The organism is Methylovorus glucosotrophus (assembly GCF_009858335.1).
Classification (GTDB): Bacteria; Pseudomonadota; Gammaproteobacteria; order Burkholderiales; family Methylophilaceae; genus Methylovorus; species Methylovorus glucosotrophus.
In genome coordinates this window covers 1,146,524-1,162,418 of record NZ_VMSE01000001.1, presented here as the reverse complement: position 1 = coordinate 1,162,418, position 15,895 = coordinate 1,146,524, and the positions used below count along the sequence as shown (strand labels likewise).

Sequence of the window (15,895 nt, the reverse complement as noted above, 5' to 3'; positions counted from 1 at the left end):
CAAGTGGAACCATTAGCCCCCTACGCTTTCTGATTGGCAATCCCGCCCTCAATTTCTAACAAGGACATTATCCATGACCAGCACAGTAACGCTTAAAGGCAACCCTGTAACCGTAGCTGGCGACTTCCCAAAAGTCGGCCAGACCGCCCCTGACTTTCAATTGGCCAACGCCAAGCGCGAATTGCAATCCCTGGCTGACTACGCCGGCAAGCGCAAAGTACTGAACATTTTCCCAAGTGTGGATACCCCCACTTGCGCCACCTCGGTTCGCACGTTCAACAAGCGTGCCGCTGAAGTGCCCAACACCGCCGTGCTCTGCATCTCCGCTGACCTGCCTTTCGCGCAAAGCCGTTTCTGCGGTGCAGAAGGCCTGGAAAATGTAGTGACCCTGTCCACCTTCCGTGACACCGCCAAGTTCTCCAAAGACTACGGCGTGCAAATCGCCGACAGCAGCCTGGCTGGCCTCACCGCCCGTGCCGTGGTCGTGCTGGATGAAAACAACAAGGTATTGCACAGCGAACTCGTTTCCGAGATCGCCAACGAGCCTGACTACGATGCAGCTTTAGCAGTGCTGTAAGAAAAACAAAGCTTGGGTTTAGCCTGGCGATGCGAATAAAAAAGGGGCCATTGCCCCTTTTTTATTTCCCTGTCTATCAGAAATAATGACAGCTAGCAGTCCATCGCTAATTGCCCAGGCTGCCAAATACCTTTTTAAGCAAACTGCTGGCTTGCCCCATCGGGTCCTGGCGGATGGCTTTTTCTTCTTCCGCCATCATCAGGTAGACGCCATCGAGGGTTTTCTGGGTCACATATTGTTCAAGGGTCGCCTGATCTTTTTTCACCAGGCCAAACTGGCTGCCCATCTCGGCAAACTTGTTGTATTGCTGCGCCAGCGCGACATTCTCGGTGGCTTTTTTGACGATGGGCAGGAATTTCTCAGCCATGGGGCCGGAGGTGGTTCGTTTGAAATATTGCGTGGCGGCGTCGTCACCACCAGTGAGGATATTCTTGGCATCGGAGACACTCATGCTTTTTACCGAGTTAACCAGCAGCGTCTTGGCTTCCGGCACAGCAGCTTCAGCCGCGCGGTTCATCTTGAGCACCAGTTCATCTGCCTGGTCGCCCATGCCAAACATGCGCATGGCTTTTTCGGCTTTCTTCAGATTATCTGGCAGTGGAATTTTTACCTCCGGATTATTCAGAAATCCATCCACGGCCCCCAGTTTGCCCACGGCCTTGCCTGCGCCTTGAATCAGCGCTTCCTTGAGCCCATTGCTGGCATCCTTGTTACTGAGCGAGCTAAGGTCAGCACTGTAAGCACTCAGGGTAAAAGCAAGCAGGGTCAGGGTTGTGAGCAAACGGGACATGATGAATATCCATAAAGGGCATGAAGGAATCACAGTCTACCGCAAAAGAAAGGGCGTGCAAGCTTGCACGCCCCGACATTTTTATGACGGCTTGAAATGATCAACCGCGGATGGGATGCACTTTCCAGATGTTGTTGGCGTATTCGCCTATGGTACGGTCACTGGAGAATTTGCCCACGCGGGCGACATTCAGAATGGCGCGGCGCGTCCACTCTTCCTGATCCTCATACAGCCGGCCCACGGCATCCTGCGCATCAATATAGCTCTGGTAATCCGCCAGCAGCAGGTAGTTGTCGCCTTTATGCAGCAGGGTGTCAAAAATCGGCTGATAGCGGTCTGGCTCATCCACCGAGAAGAAACCGCCGGCAATCATATCCAGCACCTGGCGCAATTCTTCGTTGCTGTGGTAATAATCCCAGGGGTTGTAACCACGCGCCTTGAGCTCGGCGACTTCCGGCGTGGTGAGGCCGAAGATGAAGATATTCTCGTCACCCACCTCTTCCTTGATCTCGACATTGGCGCCATCCAGGGTACCGATGGTGAGAGCGCCATTCAGCGCCATTTTCATGTTGCCCGTGCCCGAGGCCTCGGTACCTGCAGTGGAAATCTGCTCGGAAAGATCACTGCCGGGGAACAGCAATTCGGCAGCGGAAACTTCGTAATTGGGATAGAACACCACCTTGAGCTTATCGCCCACCGCCGGGTCATCGTTGACGATGGCGGCGACATCGTTGATCAAGCGAATAATCAGCTTGGCCATCCAGTAGCCCGGGGCAGCCTTGCCCCCAAAAATCACCGTGCGCGGCGTAATGCTCTCGGCCTTGCCACTACGGATGCGGTTGTACAGGGTGATGACATGCAGCATGTTAAGCAGCTGACGCTTGTATTCGTGTATGCGCTTGATCTGCACATCGAACAGGCTATTGGGGTTGAGGCTGATGCCCGTGAGCTTGGTAATGCGGGCAGCGAGGCGGATCTTGTTCTGTAGCTTGATCTCGCGGAATGCCTGACGGAAATCGGCATCCTCGGCCAGGGGCACGATGCCCTGCAACTTGCTCAGGTCTTTGTGAAAGCCCTCGCCTATCACCTTGGCAAGCAAGGCGGTGAGCCCTGGATTGCACTGGTTAAGCCAGCGGCGCGGAGTAATGCCATTGGTGATGTTGATGAATTTGCCGGGATAAATCCGGTTGAAATCGGCAAACAAGGTGGTTTTGAGCAGCTCGCTGTGCAGCGCGGCAACGCCATTGACCGTGTGACTGCCGATCACGGCCAGGTGCGCCATGCGCACGCGGCGGCCGTGGGTTTCATCAATGATGGATACGCGGCTCAGCAGATCGGTATCGCCGGGGAAGCGGTGATTCACCATCTGCAAAAATTCATGATTGATCTTGTAAATGATGCCCAGATGGCGCGGCAACAGACGGCCGAAAAGATCAACCGACCAGGTCTCCAGCGCTTCCGGCATCAGCGTGTGGTTGGTGTAGGCAAAAATCTTGACCACCAGCTTCCACGCATGGCTCCACTCCAGCCGGTGTACATCGACCAGCTGATACATCATTTCGGCCACGGCAATCGCCGGATGGGTGTCGTTCAGCTGAATCGCCACTTTTTCCGGCAGCATGTTCCAGTCGTGATGATTGGCAAGGAAACGGCGCAGGATGTCCTGAATCGAGGCGGAGACAAAGAAATACTGCTGTTTGAGGCGGAGCTCCTTGCCTGAGACCGAGGTGTCATTTGGATAAAGCACCTTGGAGATATTCTCGGTGGCATTGCGCTCTTCCACGGCTTTTTCGTAATTGCCATCGTTGAAATGCATGAGGTCAAACTCACGCGTAGCCTTGGCCGACCACAAACGCAGGTTGTTCACGGTTTCCGTACCATAGCCGGGAATCGGCACATCATAGGCCATGGCGACAACAGCCTCGGAATCCACCCAGTGATATTCAATGCCCTGCTCGGTGGGGAACTCCACCACATGCCCGAAGAACCGCACGATATAGGTACTCTCGGGGCGCTGGAATTCCCAGATATTGCCGTAGCGCAGCCAGTTGTCCGGATTTTCGATCTGCTGACCATGGCTGATGGACTGGCGGAACATGCCGTATTCATAGCGAATGCCATAGCCAGTGCCGGGGATATCCATGCTGGCCATGGAATCAAGGAAACAGGCGGCCAGACGCCCCAGGCCGCCATTACCCAGCGCAGCGTCGGTTTCCATCTCCACCACCTGCTCCATATCGCGCCCCAGCGCGTGCAGGCCTTCGCTCACTTCCGGTGCTATGCCCAGATTTAGGGCAGCATTGGACAACATACGCCCAATCAGGAACTCCAGAGAGAGGTAATACACGCGCTTGGGGTCACGCTCCTGATAAGCCTCAGAGGTCTTGACCCAGCGTTCCACCACATGGTCGCGAACGGTATAGGCGGTCGTGGCATACCAGTCACGAGGCGTTGCCGTTGCACTGGTTTTGAATGCCGAAAATATCAGGTGGTTCTGTAAAGCCTGTGCTATCGGGGTTTTTTCAGTAGTAACGGTGGGAGTGAACTCGGAGGGCTGGGACGCATTTGAACTTATCATGGCGGTTAGATTCCTGTCATATATCTGGAGATTCAGTACAGGCTAACGGCCCACCGTGATCTGGAGATGACATTCCCAGGCAGGAAAATCCGCTCAAAATACCAGCAGGCGCGCAGCGCACAGTGACGACTTGTCATCTAGTCTAGCAAAAAACAAGCCCGTTTAATGTGCGAATGTGGACAGCCCAAAAGCAAAACCCCGTCAAGAGACGGGGTTTTGTTAATGCAAGAGACAGCAGACAGAGATTAGTTTGCAGCAGGCTCGCTAACAAACCCCAGCTTTTGCACGCCCGCATTCTTGGCATCTGCCATCACCTTGGCGATGACTTCGTAGCGGGTTTCCTTGTCGGCACGCAGATTGATATCAGGCTGCGGCTCTTTCTTGGAAGCCTGCTCCAGCTTGAGCACCAGCTCGCCTTCTACCAGCGGGGTATCGTTCCAGTAAATCTGCCCGGCGTTATCAATCGAGATGGTGAAGGACTCGGGTTTTTCTGGAAGAGGCTGGCTGCTGGCTTGCGGCAAGTCAATGCGTACAGCGTGGGTCAGCAAAGGCGCGGTGATGATGAAGATCACCAGCAGCACCAGCATCACATCCACCAGCGGCGTGGTATTAATCTCGGCCATCGGGGCAGAATGGCTGCCCGAGCCAAAACCGTTGCCTGAACCTATCATGCTGTCACCTCTTTAAGGTGACTTTGGGGCTTTAGTGCGCTTTCTCCTGGCGTATTGCCATGAGTCAGCGGAGCACCCGTGGTCAGCAGCACATGCAGATCGTTGGCAAAGCTGTCCAGTTGCGCCATCAGCACGCGATTGTTGCGCACCAGCGCGTTGTAAGCCAGCACTGCAGGAATCGCCACGGCCAGACCAAATGCCGTCATGATCAGCGCTTCACCTACCGGGCCTGCCACCTTATCCAGGGTCGCCTGACCGCTCATGCTGATGCTGGCCAGCGCGTGGTAAATACCCCATACGGTACCAAACAGACCAACGAAGGGTGACACGCTGCCGACCGATGCCAGGATGGTCAAGCCGTTTTCCAGCCGCGCACCCTCATCGCTGATAACGCGACGCATGCTGCGTGCGACAAATTCATCCTGATTGCAGGCATCAGCCAAGCGCTTGGAAGCGTGACGCTGATGATGTTCTGCGGCTTCGACTGCCTGATTGGCAAGGCGCGACATCGGAGTGGAGACACCGTTTTCACGGATAGCAACTTCCAGCGAGCTGGCATCCCAGAAACGCTGACTGTAATTGCGCGACGCTGCACGCAGGCGCAGGGACTGGATGCCTTTCACGATAATCAGGTACCAGCTGGCGACGGACATGACCAGAAGACAGAGTGCAACGGTGATGGAAACCACGCCGCCATCGGTAATAAAGGCCAGACTATTAAACTCGTAACCGCTTTGCATGCAATATTCCTTCTTGTTTTAACTAAATAATAATGGTGCTTTTGACAATATTCTGACTAGTCGTGCAGCGAATAGCTCATCGGCACAATCGCGTACACACTTACCGCCTTGCCATTCTTGCGATACGGCGTGAAGCGGGCTGCCTTCAGCCACTCCACCGCCGCATTGTCCAGTCGTTCAAATCCGGAGCGTTCCAGCAGCTGAATGTCTTCCGGCATGCCAGTGGCTGAAATACGCACCTTCATCTTGACCTTGCCCTCCTCTTTCAAACGCTTGGAGAGCGTGGGGTATTTGCGCTCAGGCTCATACAGGTAAGCGACGCCCGTCACCAGTTCTGGCTCATGGGTTTCAGGTGGCGGTGGAGGTGGTGCTTTTTCCACGATCTCGGCTGGCGGTGGTGGGGGCGTAGGCTTGGCCTCCTCTACTGCGCGCGGCGCTTCTACCGGGGCAGCAGGCTGAGGTTCAGCCACTTGTGGCTGCGGTTCGGGCGTGGGCTTGATTTGCTGTTTGACCGGCTTTTGCTTTTGAATCTTGACGACCGGCTTGGGGGGAGTGGGTTCGGGTTGCGGCTCTTCAGTGATGGACTTGGGGTCGCTCACGAGATTGACCACCATAGGCGTATCCGGCTGCTCGATGCGCACCTCTTCTGGCTTGAGCCAGACCACTGCGGCAAAGATCGCGGCATGGGCCAGCAATACCGCCAGCAAGGCCGAATACGAAGCACGCGATGGTGTTTGCCCACCCTGGTTGCCACCGCGCGGCTTGAGGCCACGGATCATGGCAATCGGCGCTTGCGCTGGTTGGAATGAAGGCTTTACCAGCCTCATTTCAGTGTACATTCCCTACCCCATTCATCATTGCATCGTTTCTTTCTCGTACAGCATTAAATATAGCCATTCTGGCTGCGCCCTCCTGCAGCAATTCTGCCAGGGAGCCAAACGCCTGCATGTCCAGCCTAAGGCTAAGCGCACCTACTTCCAGCTCAGCCACATTGCACTCTTCGCAGAATAATATCCTGCAGCCTTCGTTACCCGCGAGCACAATGCGCTTACAAGGATTTTCCGGTTTCATGCGAACTCCTTACTTCGTCAGAATCAGCTTGCCCTGACGGGTGAGCCGCAGACGATAGGTTTGATCGCCGTGCGCAATCTCCAGTTCGCGTTGCCCATTAAACAGCTCCTTGCTGTCGAGCTGACGCAGTTTCGCGTTCGTCATGGACGTTTGCACACCGGCATCCGCTCCTCGAGGTGCATCTGTTAACAATGTCGTCGCTGTCATATGACCCTCACTTGAACCTGAAATAATTGAACCTGAGCCTAGTCACTCAGGATAAAACAAATGATAACGATTCTCAATTAGACGGTCAAGCCTAATTTTACAATTGATTATTCACCTTGAATAGCCATGAGAACAGGGAATTTTTCCCTAAAAAAACGGCCGCCAGCAACGACGACCGAGAGAGGAGACCAGGAACAACCAGCAGAACTAGAGTCTGTTGGCGTAATACTCAACTACCTGCTGCACATCCACGGGGAATGGCACATCTTCAGCAGCAGGCAAATGCGCGATACGGGCAACGCGCTGTGTATCATCCCAACTCAGCCACTCAGGCCGAATCAAGGGCATATCTTTAAGTGTTTCATTCACAATGGGAATCTGCGCACTCGCAGGCTTCAGGCTAATTTCATCCCCTACTCGCAACCGAATGGAAGGAATGCTTACCACCTTGCCATTCAATTGCAGGTGACGATGCGATACCAGCTGGCGGGCGGCTGCAATGGTAGGAGCAAAGCCCGCGCGGAATACCACGTTATCCAGACGACGTTCCAGCAACTGCAGCAAAGTTTCACCGGTAGGTGCCTTGCCACGGCGCGCATCCACCATCAGGCGGCGCAATTGGCGCTCGGACAAACCGTAGTTGAAACGCAGCTTCTGCTTTTCCATCAGCTTGATGCCAAAATCTGATTTCTTGCGGCGCACAGCCTTGGCACCATGCTGACCAGGCGGCGTTGGGCGCTGCTCTATGCTTTTACGGGAAAGGCCTGGCAGATCGACGCCCAATGCGCGCATGACTTTCAGACGAGGGCCGGTAAAACGGGACATACTCTATACTCCGATATCGATAATGTTAGTTTTATTGCAGATGACGACTGCCAGGCACGACCACCGCCTGCATGGCATGCTGCTCATGAGCAATCGCCTCCCAGTCGCGCATCAGCCGCTGGGCCACTTCCGATACCAGTTTGGATTCGGCATATTGCGGAGCAGTCAGCTTGCGTGAAAGATCCAGGGCCAGCTCGGCAAGCTCAGCCGATGGATGACTTGCATAACGCGCCGTCACGCAGCACAGCGAAGCCAGCACGGCATTCGCATTCGGCAATTCTGGATCAAATATCGCTTCTTTGGGTTTCACGGACTATCCTTGTTAACCAAGTTTTAATAATGATAATGATTCGCATTTGTTAAGTCAACACGCATCATGAAAATTAGGGTAAAACCGCCCCAAATAAAAAAGCCACCGCAACTGCGGTGGCTTGTGTTTCTAGCGCGGCAATCTCCGGGAAATCAGACTTTACGACGATATGTCACAAAACCCATCAGCCCCATCCCCAATAGCAGCATACCGTAGGTCTGGGCTTCTGGCACTGGCGATACACCAGAAATACTGTAAAGACTGGTCGTGCCACTGACTTCGTTGGCAATCGACAGATAGTATTTGCCATCACGCACAAAGGTCATCAGGCCTTCAGGCGCGACATCGCCATCGGTCACGATCATATCCAGAAAGCTGGCTTTGCTGGGGTCGGTAATGTCATAAATCGCCACCGCACTTTTCAGGGTGCGCTCCAGACCGATGAAGGCCAGGGTGCGGCCCCCCAGTTCGAGCAAGGCAACACCTTCTGGCTCTACGCCCTTGTCATCGCTGCGACCATCATCGTAGATGCCGAGCTCAATGGCCTTGGCATCCAGCTGATTGCCACTATCAAACACAATGGCGCCAGAAGCATCGCGAATCGAGAAGGAACGAGCACCAAAGGTGACCAGATTGCCCGGGGTGGAATCCGGCACAGAAATATTCAGCTCTTTCAAATCTGCCGGTGCAGATGCTTTCAGAGCTGGAACATCTTTTACGCGCGCCTTGTCGCCGTCATCTTCACGGGTATCCCCTTCGTTCGCCATCACGATAAAGGTTTTGCCACCCACTTCATACGCTGCCATTGAATCTGGCTGGTACAGACCCTTCACGTCGCTGGCACGCAGTTCAACCTTGCCATCCTTATGGTTGGGATCGATCCAGTTGCCAACCTGGCTGAAATCCTTGGTGCCAAGACCAATCACACTGCTGAAGCTATTGGTCTTGAGATCCAGCACACCCATCGCGTTGGCTTCCTGCAGGGATACGTAGGCCTTTGTGCCTGCCTTGTTCACCGCAATATACTCGGGCTCGTAATCCATGCCCGTATTGGTGCGGATGTTGCTGCCGGTGGTCGGTACGCCGGTGAAGCCAGCATTTGTGATCACACTGCGTGATGTCATATTGATGATGCTGACACTGCCAGCAGGATCATATCCTGCATAGTTGGTCGGCGTGGCTTCATTGGCCACCAGCAGACGCGAGCCATCCGCTGTAAAGGTCAGCATGTCAGGCAAGGCACCAACTGTGATTGAGTTCACGCCGGAAGTCAGCGCGCGGCTGGAAGTATCAAACAGCTTGACCACACCAGGGGCGGTACGATCCACGGTGGACTCGATGGCGAAAGCGGCCAGGCCATTATGAATGGCTACACTGTTGATCGATCCATAGGCGGTCGTATCAATATGCTGCACCAGACTGCCGCTGCTCGCGTTCAAGACATCAACGCCATTGATACCAGCCACCCATACCGTGTTGGTGATCTTGTCATAGGCGGAAATTTCAGAGGTTTGACCAGCCACGCCGGTGGATGCGTGGTTATATGTCCAGAGTTTGCTCAGACTCAGCGCGTCTGCAGCGTACGACATCGCCGGCAGGCAAAGGGCGGAAACCGCCAGTGTGATCAGTTTCTTTTTCATCTTCCCATCCTTGTTATTAGGTGTGTAATTGGTGTGTGTGTTCAATGCCTGCGTGCAACAGGCAATGTTAATAAATGTAAAGATGATGTGTGACAGGATGATGAAACCGAGCAGTTACAAAGGATTGCAGACATAAAAATGCCCCGACAAGCGGGGCATTGGGGATCATCACTGTGCGCGATGTATTAGCTAATGAGGCTATTCATGCGACGCACAAAACTGGCCGGGTCTTCCAGTTGCCCGCCTTCTGCCAGCAAAGCCTGATCAAACAGCAGGTTTGCCAGGTCGGCAAAACGGCCGTCATCCGACTCGGTCTTGAGCTTGGCAACCAGCTTGTGCTCAGGATTCACTTCCAGGATAGGTTTGCTATCCGGCGTTTTCTGTCCGGCAGCCTTAAGCAGCCGCTCCAGATTACCCGAGAGATCGTTTTCACCGGCCACCAGACAAGCCGGGGAATCGGTCAGGCGGTGCGTTACGCGCACTTCCTTCACGCGTTCGCCCAGTGTCGTTTTCACGCGCTCAATCAGATCACGCGCTTCTTCTTCCACCTTCTTCTGCTGCTCTTTTTCGGCTTCATCTTCCAGATTGCCCAGATCGAGGTCGCCCTTCGCCACTGATTGCAAGGCCTTGCCATCAAACTCGGTCAGGCTGGACAGCATCCACTCGTCCACGCGGTCAGACATCAGCAAGACCTCAATGCCCTTCTTGCGGAAGATTTCCAGGTGCGGGCTATGCTGGGCGGCTGCGAAGCTATCTGCCGTGATGTAGTAAATCTTGTCCTGGCCTTCCTTCATGCGGCCGATGTAATCCTTAAGCGACACCACTTGCGCATCGGTATCGGCATGGGTGGAAGCAAAGCGCAGCAGGCCTGCGATCTTTTCGCGATTGGCAAAATCTTCGCCCGGGCCCTCTTTCAGCACGCGGCCAAATTCCTTCCAGAAACCGGCATACTCTTCCGGCTTGTTTTCTGCCAGATCTTCCAGCAGACCCAATACCTTTTTCACCGAACCGGCCTTGATATTGTCGATATCCCGGCTGGACTGCAGGATTTCGCGCGACACATTCAGTGGTAAATCCGCACTATCGATCACCCCGCGTACAAAGCGCAGGTATTGCGGCATCAGTTTCTCCGCATCGTCCATAATGAACACGCGCTTCACGTAAAGCTTGATGCCATGCTTGCGCTCGCGGTCGTACAAGTCCAGCGGCGCGCGGCTCGGCACATACAGCAGCGAGATATATTCCTGCTTGCCTTCTACGCGGTTATGGCTCCAGGCCAGCGGGTTTTCAAAGTCATGCGATACATGCTTGTAAAACTCCTGGTACTCCTCGTCGCTGATATCGCTCTTGGCACGCGCCCACAAGGCAGACGCCTTGTTCACGGTTTCATCCTCATCGGTCGGCACCTGCTCGCCATCTTTCCACTCCGACTTCTTCATGATGATGGGCAGCGTGATATGGTCGGAATACTTGCGGATGATGCTCTTCAGCTTCCAGTCATTCAGGAATTCATCTTCACCTTCACGCAAGTGCAGGATGATATCGGTGCCACGGCCAGCTTTCTCAACCGCTTCCAGGGTGTAGTCGCCCTCGCCTGCCGATTCCCACTTCACCGCTTCATCGCTGCCCGCGCGGCGGGTAATCAGGGTGACCTTGTCAGCCAGAATGAATGCCGAGTAAAAGCCCACGCCAAACTGACCAATCAGATTGGCATCCTTGGCCTGGTCGCCGGTCAGCGACTGGAAAAACTCCTTGGTACCAGACTTGGCAATGGTGCCGATATTGCTGATGACTTCAGCGCGGTTCATGCCGATACCGTTATCCGAAATCGTCAGCGTACGGGCATCCTTATCAAAGGACACACGAATCTTCAAATCACTGTCATTGCCATACAGGCTGTTGTCAGACAGCGCCTCAAAGCGCAATTTGTCTGCCGCATCCGAGGCATTGGAGATCAGCTCGCGCAGCACAATTTCCTTGTTGCTGTAGAGCGAATGAATCATCAACTGCAGCAGTTGTTTTACTTCGGCCTGAAAACCTAGCGTTTCTTTTTGAATGGTGTCGGTCGACATATAAACTCCCATGGTAAAACTTTGGTGTTGGTAAGAAGCAGGCTGTATGAAATCAGGGTTCATACATGCATAAAAACGTGCTTATAAATTTGGGGCATTCGTCATATTTTCAAGTGCGATTTTGCTAAACTGACGCAGGACAGCCGGGGAGCAAACATGATCAAGGTAAAACCGCTAGACAATAGCAAGTTTGAAGTGGAAGTGACCAGCCGCTCAACAACCACGCATGTGGTCACGGTACAGCCGGAATATGCCCGAAAACTGGCGCGGCAAGATGAAGACACCGTGTCGCTGGTCAAGCGCTCCTTCGAGTTTTTGCTGGCGCGTGAATCCAACACCAGCATCCTGCGCAGCTTTGATCTTTCCGTGATTGCGCGCTACTTTCCGGAATACGAATCCGAAATTCAGCGTTAGCGGGCATTAAGCCTGCGGATTGTCTGAGCCAGACTTGGTAATGCGCCGAGCAGCGGGTCGTTTGGGTTTTCAGCCCTTGCTCTTAGCCGCGCGGCGGCAGGCATCTGAACAGTATTTGACGCTATCCCAGTTTTTTTCCCACGCTTTACGCCAGGTCATGGTGCGGCCACATTGCACGCAGGGTTTGCTGGGGAGGTAGGCCTTATTGCCTTTGAATTCCCTGGAAGGCAAGGTGCATGCCTCAGGCCGAGAGAAGCTTCAGTAACAGCGCGGAAGCGGCCATGCCAAATGGCGCAGTCACGCAAACGGAGGAGCCATAGCCGGCACAATTAAGGCCGCTCAGCCCGCCATCCGCCTCGCAGCTTGCATCCGGTTTCTGGATGGGTTCATCGGAGTAAATGCAGGGAATGCCAAATTTGGTCGGGGCTTTATTGCCAGAAGGCGCGCGGGGAAAGCCATGATCACGTCGCAGGCTGTTGCGCACCTTGGCCAGCAGTCGATCTCCATGCACCTGGGCCAGATCAGCATGGCGAATACGGGTGGGATCCAGGCGACCACCAGCACCACCTGTCACAACCAGTGGCAGCTTGTGGCGACGGCACCAGGCGGCAATCGCCACTTTGGCGCGTGCATCATCAATCGCATCAATCACGCCATCAAAGCCCTGCCCCAGCATGGCGTCTACATTCTCCACCGTGACAAAATCCTCTATCTGCACTATCTGCGCCCATGGATTAATCCGCTGGATGCGCTCCGCCATGGCCGTCACCTTGGCCTTGCCCAGCTCGCCATCCAGCGCATGCAGCTGGCGATTGATATTGGATTCAGCGATGTTGTCGAGGTCAATCAGCGTGATACGGCCAATCGCATTGCGCGCCAGCGCCTCGGCGGCCCAGGACCCGACGCCGCCTATGCCGATCACGCAGACATGCGCCGCCTGAAAACGCGCCAGCGCCTCTGCGCCATACAGACGCCGCACGCCACCAAAGCGTCGCTCCATATCCACATCCTGCGTATCAGGGATTGCGCCCTGTCCGGCATCAGACTGGTTGGTAGACGAACGCAATGCCATGGCCTACTGCCCGCAATACAGGCGCTTGATGGTGGCAAACGGGGTGTTGGCCAGGATGGTCTTGGGCGGCTCGGCACCGAGGTTTTCGATCACATCGTTGACCTTGAGCGTGCCGCCAAGAAAGGTCGAGGTGTTTTTATCGCAATCAATCGACACATGGTTGAGCATTTCGCTACCCTCGTCATAGGTCGACTTCAGCATGATGGAGAAGAAACTGCGGTCGGTATTCCAGCGCACGCTCTGGTTACTGAGGTACAAGCGGCTTTTGCCCCCCACGTCCAGTTGCTGCCAGTCATTGATAATGGGGATTTCCACGCAGAATTTCTGCGACAAGGCTTCCAGCGTCGCCGTTTTGCTGACCATGGTCGTGGGCTTGGGCTTGTCGAACACCTGCGTCAGCTTGCCATCCTTTAGCGTGCTCATGCGAGTCATGATAAAGGAGCTGGCATCGCAATCAAACGACAGTGTGCTCAGGGTTTCCTGGCTTTTATCGAAAGGCACGACCCGGGTATCGACCATGAAATGGCTGCCGTCGGCGTATTGCTTGATGGATTGCCGATTGTAAAAGACTTCGGATACCTTGCTTTTGCCTATGGACTCCCATTGACCTGCAATGGAGCGCACGCCACAGAAACTGCCTTTCAGCTGGTCAGGCATGGAATCACGCACAATGGCGCTGGCCGGCTTGGGCGTCTCAAATTCGCTCAGCACCTGGCCATCCTGGGTTTTGCTGCCGCTCAGATAGGCATAGCTGCTGTCCTTGCAGTCCACGCGTATGGTCGTCAGCCACTCGGCGCTGTCAGGCTGCACTACGCGGGTACTGATGGTGAATGCGGTCTTGCTGGCTTCCCACTCCAGAGTGCCGATATCAATGTAATGCTTGCCAAAGCTGCTTTCGCCTAGGAGATTCCAGTTGGCCGCCTGAGCTGGCATGACCAGACCAAGGGACAGCAGGAAAAACACCAGCTTGAGTAATCGAGAATTCACCATCACGCCTTTTCCAAAACGACAAACGCAGCCGCCAGGGCTTTTTCATCGCTGATTGATAAATGTTTGTGCACGATGCCTTTGGCATCGAGCAAGCTTTGCAATTCTTGCGCCAGCACCAATATGGGTTTGCCCAGCTCATCGTGGCCGACCCCAATATTCTCAAACGCCGCGGGCCCGCGAATACCGGTCCCCAGTGCCTTGGCAAAGGCTTCCTTGGCGGCAAAGCGCTTGGCGAGAAACCGCGCACGGGTCTTGCTCGCAAGGTACTCATCATACTCGGCCGCGGTCAGTATGCGCTCGGCAAATGCATCGCCAAAGCGCGCCAGCGAATCCTCAATCCGCGATACCTCAACGATATCGGTACCTATGCCGAAGATCATTGCGCGCCCTGCTGCGTCGGCAAATGCTGGGAGCAGATCATTCGGCTTTGGCCGCCTGCAGCATCAAGGCTTTCATTTCACGCACCGAGTATTCCCAACCGACAAAAATGGCATGCGCCACAATGGCGTGTCCGATGTTCAGCTCTTCAATACCCGGGATCGCCGCGATCAAATGCACATTGTGAATATTCAAGCCATGCCCGGCGTTGACCACCAGGCCCAGCTTGCGCCCATGCGCAACAGCGGCCTGAACGCGGGCCAGTTCATGGGCCTGCTCTTCCGGTGTTTCTGCATCGGCAAAGGTCCCGGTGTGGATTTCAATCACCGGAGCACCTGCCGCTTTGGCGGCATCAATCTGCGCAATATCAGGGGCGATGAACAATGACACGCGAATGCCCGCATCGCGCAGCACCTGGCAGGCATGGCTCACCGCCGCCAGATTGCCTGCTACTTCCAGGCCCCCTTCGGTGGTGCGCTCTTCACGCCGCTCTGGTACCAGGCAGACATCCTGCGGTTTCACCTGCAAAGCAATGCCCAGCATTTCTTCGGTCACCGCCATTTCCAGATTCATCTTGGTCTGCAGCAAGGGCCGCAAGGCAAACACATCCGCATCCTGAATATGGCGGCGGTCTTCACGCAAATGAATAGTGATGCTGTCAGCGCCCGCCTCTTCCGCGCGCAACGCGGCTTGCACCACGCTGGGGTACTGGGTGCCGCGTGCCTGGCGCAGCGTGGCGACATGGTCAATATTGACCCCGAGTTTAATCATGATGGAGTAACTTTCATTGATGACAGTAAGAGACAGCCTGGGCTGCCCGGCACTACAGGCCTTGCAAGTCGATCAGCAACTGCCGCGTATGCAGCGGCTTGTCACCGAGATAATGCGCCAGCAGCATGCGCATCAATTGCTTGCTTTGCTGCTGGGTCTGGCTATCGGCGTAATCATCCCGCGCCATGTCCAGCAGGGTTTTGCCACGCAATTGTACGCGATTGGCCACAGGCAGTGGAGTGGCACCGGTGCAGGCGCCGCGCTCGGCTACGTATTCATAGATGCGCTCCGCCTCGACCGGCTGGTCGCGCTCATCGTTCAGCAGGGGTACGGCATAGCCCATCTCCTGCAGCATGCGCAGCTCAAAGCGGCGCAGGCTGGTGGCATGCTCGGCGCTCTGCGACAGGGTACGCAAGGTATCCCCGTAGTAAGCAAACAGCGCATCGTGGCTATCCTCACGCGGCAGCAAGCGCAGCAGCAGCTCGTTCATGTAAAAGCCGCACATCAGGGCATCGCCCTGCAACAGCAGCAGGCCACTGCCCCACTCCAGGCTATGCAGGGTCTTCAGCTCCGCCTTGCCTGACCAGGTGGCAAGCAGGGGTTGAAAGGATTGCAGCATGCCGCGCATGGCGGAACGCGGACGGCGCGCGCCTTTTGCCACTGCCGCCACGCGACCAAAATCGCGGCTGAACAGCTCCACCACCAGACTGGTTTCCTTGAAAGGATAGGTATGCAGCACATACACCGGCTGATTGTCTTGTTTGTGGAGGACGGCCATAAGAAGAATTA

19 protein-coding genes are annotated in these 15,895 nt (G+C 55.1%); 2 read left to right on the top strand and 17 right to left on the bottom strand.

What is annotated here, in order from left to right; all coding sequences use genetic code 11:
* Positions 1-73: 73 nt before the first annotated feature.
* A complete protein-coding gene (tpx, locus tag FNL37_RS05475) occupies positions 74-577 on the top strand; it encodes a thiol peroxidase (protein ID WP_013442532.1) in 504 nt (167 codons plus the stop codon).
* 106 nt (positions 578-683) lie between these two features.
* Here the strand turns inward: tpx and FNL37_RS05470 are convergent, their stop codons facing one another.
* From FNL37_RS05470 to htpG, 11 genes are all read right to left on the bottom strand, one after another.
* On the bottom strand, positions 684-1,367 hold the full coding sequence (locus tag FNL37_RS05470; RefSeq protein WP_015830398.1) for a DUF4197 domain-containing protein: 684 nt from the start codon (positions 1,365-1,367) through the stop codon (positions 684-686).
* Positions 1,368-1,467: 100 nt separating this feature from the next.
* Entirely contained in the window at positions 1,468-3,945 is a 2,478-nt protein-coding gene (locus tag FNL37_RS05465) for a glycogen/starch/alpha-glucan phosphorylase (protein ID WP_159355398.1), read from the bottom strand.
* Positions 3,946-4,190: 245 nt separating this feature from the next.
* Positions 4,191-4,616 (bottom strand): ExbD/TolR family protein, encoded by a 426-nt coding sequence (locus FNL37_RS05460; protein WP_015830400.1) that lies wholly within the window; start codon positions 4,614-4,616, stop codon positions 4,191-4,193.
* A complete protein-coding gene (locus FNL37_RS05455; RefSeq protein ID WP_159355397.1) occupies positions 4,613-5,356 on the bottom strand; it encodes a MotA/TolQ/ExbB proton channel family protein in 744 nt (247 codons plus the stop codon). Before FNL37_RS05455 ends, FNL37_RS05460 begins: the two co-directional genes overlap by 4 nt.
* A 56-nt stretch (positions 5,357-5,412) precedes the next feature.
* Positions 5,413-6,195 carry an energy transducer TonB gene (locus FNL37_RS05450; protein WP_238525292.1) on the bottom strand — a complete coding sequence of 261 codons (783 nt, stop codon included), beginning with the start codon at positions 6,193-6,195 and terminating at the stop codon, positions 5,413-5,415.
* On the bottom strand, positions 6,185-6,427 hold the full coding sequence (locus FNL37_RS05445) for a hypothetical protein (RefSeq protein WP_013442544.1): 243 nt from the start codon (positions 6,425-6,427) through the stop codon (positions 6,185-6,187). Before FNL37_RS05445 ends, FNL37_RS05450 begins: the two co-directional genes overlap by 11 nt.
* Before the next feature lie 9 nt (positions 6,428-6,436).
* The gene (gene hemP / locus FNL37_RS05440; RefSeq protein ID WP_202943907.1) at positions 6,437-6,571 is read right to left on the bottom strand and encodes a hemin uptake protein HemP; all 135 of its coding nucleotides are present in this window, start codon (positions 6,569-6,571) and stop codon (positions 6,437-6,439) included.
* Between the two features lie 270 nt (positions 6,572-6,841).
* Positions 6,842-7,459: a 30S ribosomal protein S4 gene (gene rpsD, locus FNL37_RS05435; protein ID WP_013442546.1), complete on the bottom strand. Its 618-nt coding sequence runs from the start codon at positions 7,457-7,459 to the stop codon at positions 6,842-6,844.
* Positions 7,460-7,490: 31 nt separating this feature from the next.
* Positions 7,491-7,769 carry a hypothetical protein gene (locus FNL37_RS05430; RefSeq protein ID WP_013442547.1) on the bottom strand — a complete coding sequence of 93 codons (279 nt, stop codon included), beginning with the start codon at positions 7,767-7,769 and terminating at the stop codon, positions 7,491-7,493.
* Between the two features lie 152 nt (positions 7,770-7,921).
* The gene (locus FNL37_RS05425; protein WP_015830404.1) at positions 7,922-9,409 is read right to left on the bottom strand and encodes a choice-of-anchor I family protein; all 1,488 of its coding nucleotides are present in this window, start codon (positions 9,407-9,409) and stop codon (positions 7,922-7,924) included.
* 185 nt (positions 9,410-9,594) lie between these two features.
* Positions 9,595-11,481: a molecular chaperone HtpG gene (htpG, locus tag FNL37_RS05420; RefSeq protein ID WP_159355395.1), complete on the bottom strand. Its 1,887-nt coding sequence runs from the start codon at positions 11,479-11,481 to the stop codon at positions 9,595-9,597.
* Between the two features lie 156 nt (positions 11,482-11,637).
* On the opposite strand from htpG, the gene FNL37_RS05415 reads away from it, so the two are divergent.
* Positions 11,638-11,895, top strand: a complete 258-nt coding sequence (locus FNL37_RS05415; protein WP_159355394.1) for a hypothetical protein — start codon at positions 11,638-11,640, stop codon at positions 11,893-11,895.
* A gap of 69 nt (positions 11,896-11,964) precedes the next feature.
* On the opposite strand, the gene FNL37_RS14135 is transcribed toward FNL37_RS05415, so the two are convergent.
* Genes FNL37_RS14135 through recO form a run of 6 tightly spaced genes read right to left on the bottom strand, consistent with a single transcriptional unit; the run spans position 11,965 to position 15,884 of the window.
* Entirely contained in the window at positions 11,965-12,126 is a 162-nt protein-coding gene (locus FNL37_RS14135) for a DUF2256 domain-containing protein (RefSeq protein WP_159355393.1), read from the bottom strand.
* Between the two features lie 10 nt (positions 12,127-12,136).
* The gene (locus FNL37_RS05405; RefSeq protein WP_211371944.1) at positions 12,137-12,967 is read right to left on the bottom strand and encodes a tRNA threonylcarbamoyladenosine dehydratase; all 831 of its coding nucleotides are present in this window, start codon (positions 12,965-12,967) and stop codon (positions 12,137-12,139) included.
* A 3-nt stretch (positions 12,968-12,970) separates the two neighbouring features.
* Positions 12,971-13,957 (bottom strand): hypothetical protein, encoded by a 987-nt coding sequence (locus FNL37_RS05400; protein WP_159355392.1) that lies wholly within the window; start codon positions 13,955-13,957, stop codon positions 12,971-12,973.
* A complete protein-coding gene (gene acpS, locus FNL37_RS05395; protein ID WP_013442554.1) occupies positions 13,957-14,337 on the bottom strand; it encodes a holo-ACP synthase in 381 nt (126 codons plus the stop codon). The genes FNL37_RS05400 and acpS overlap by 1 nt, the downstream gene beginning before the upstream one ends.
* Before the next feature lie 37 nt (positions 14,338-14,374).
* A complete protein-coding gene (gene pdxJ / locus FNL37_RS05390; RefSeq protein WP_159355391.1) occupies positions 14,375-15,106 on the bottom strand; it encodes a pyridoxine 5'-phosphate synthase in 732 nt (243 codons plus the stop codon).
* A gap of 52 nt (positions 15,107-15,158) precedes the next feature.
* Entirely contained in the window at positions 15,159-15,884 is a 726-nt protein-coding gene (recO, locus tag FNL37_RS05385; protein ID WP_159355390.1) for a DNA repair protein RecO, read from the bottom strand.
* Between the last annotated feature and the right edge of the window lie 11 nt (positions 15,885-15,895).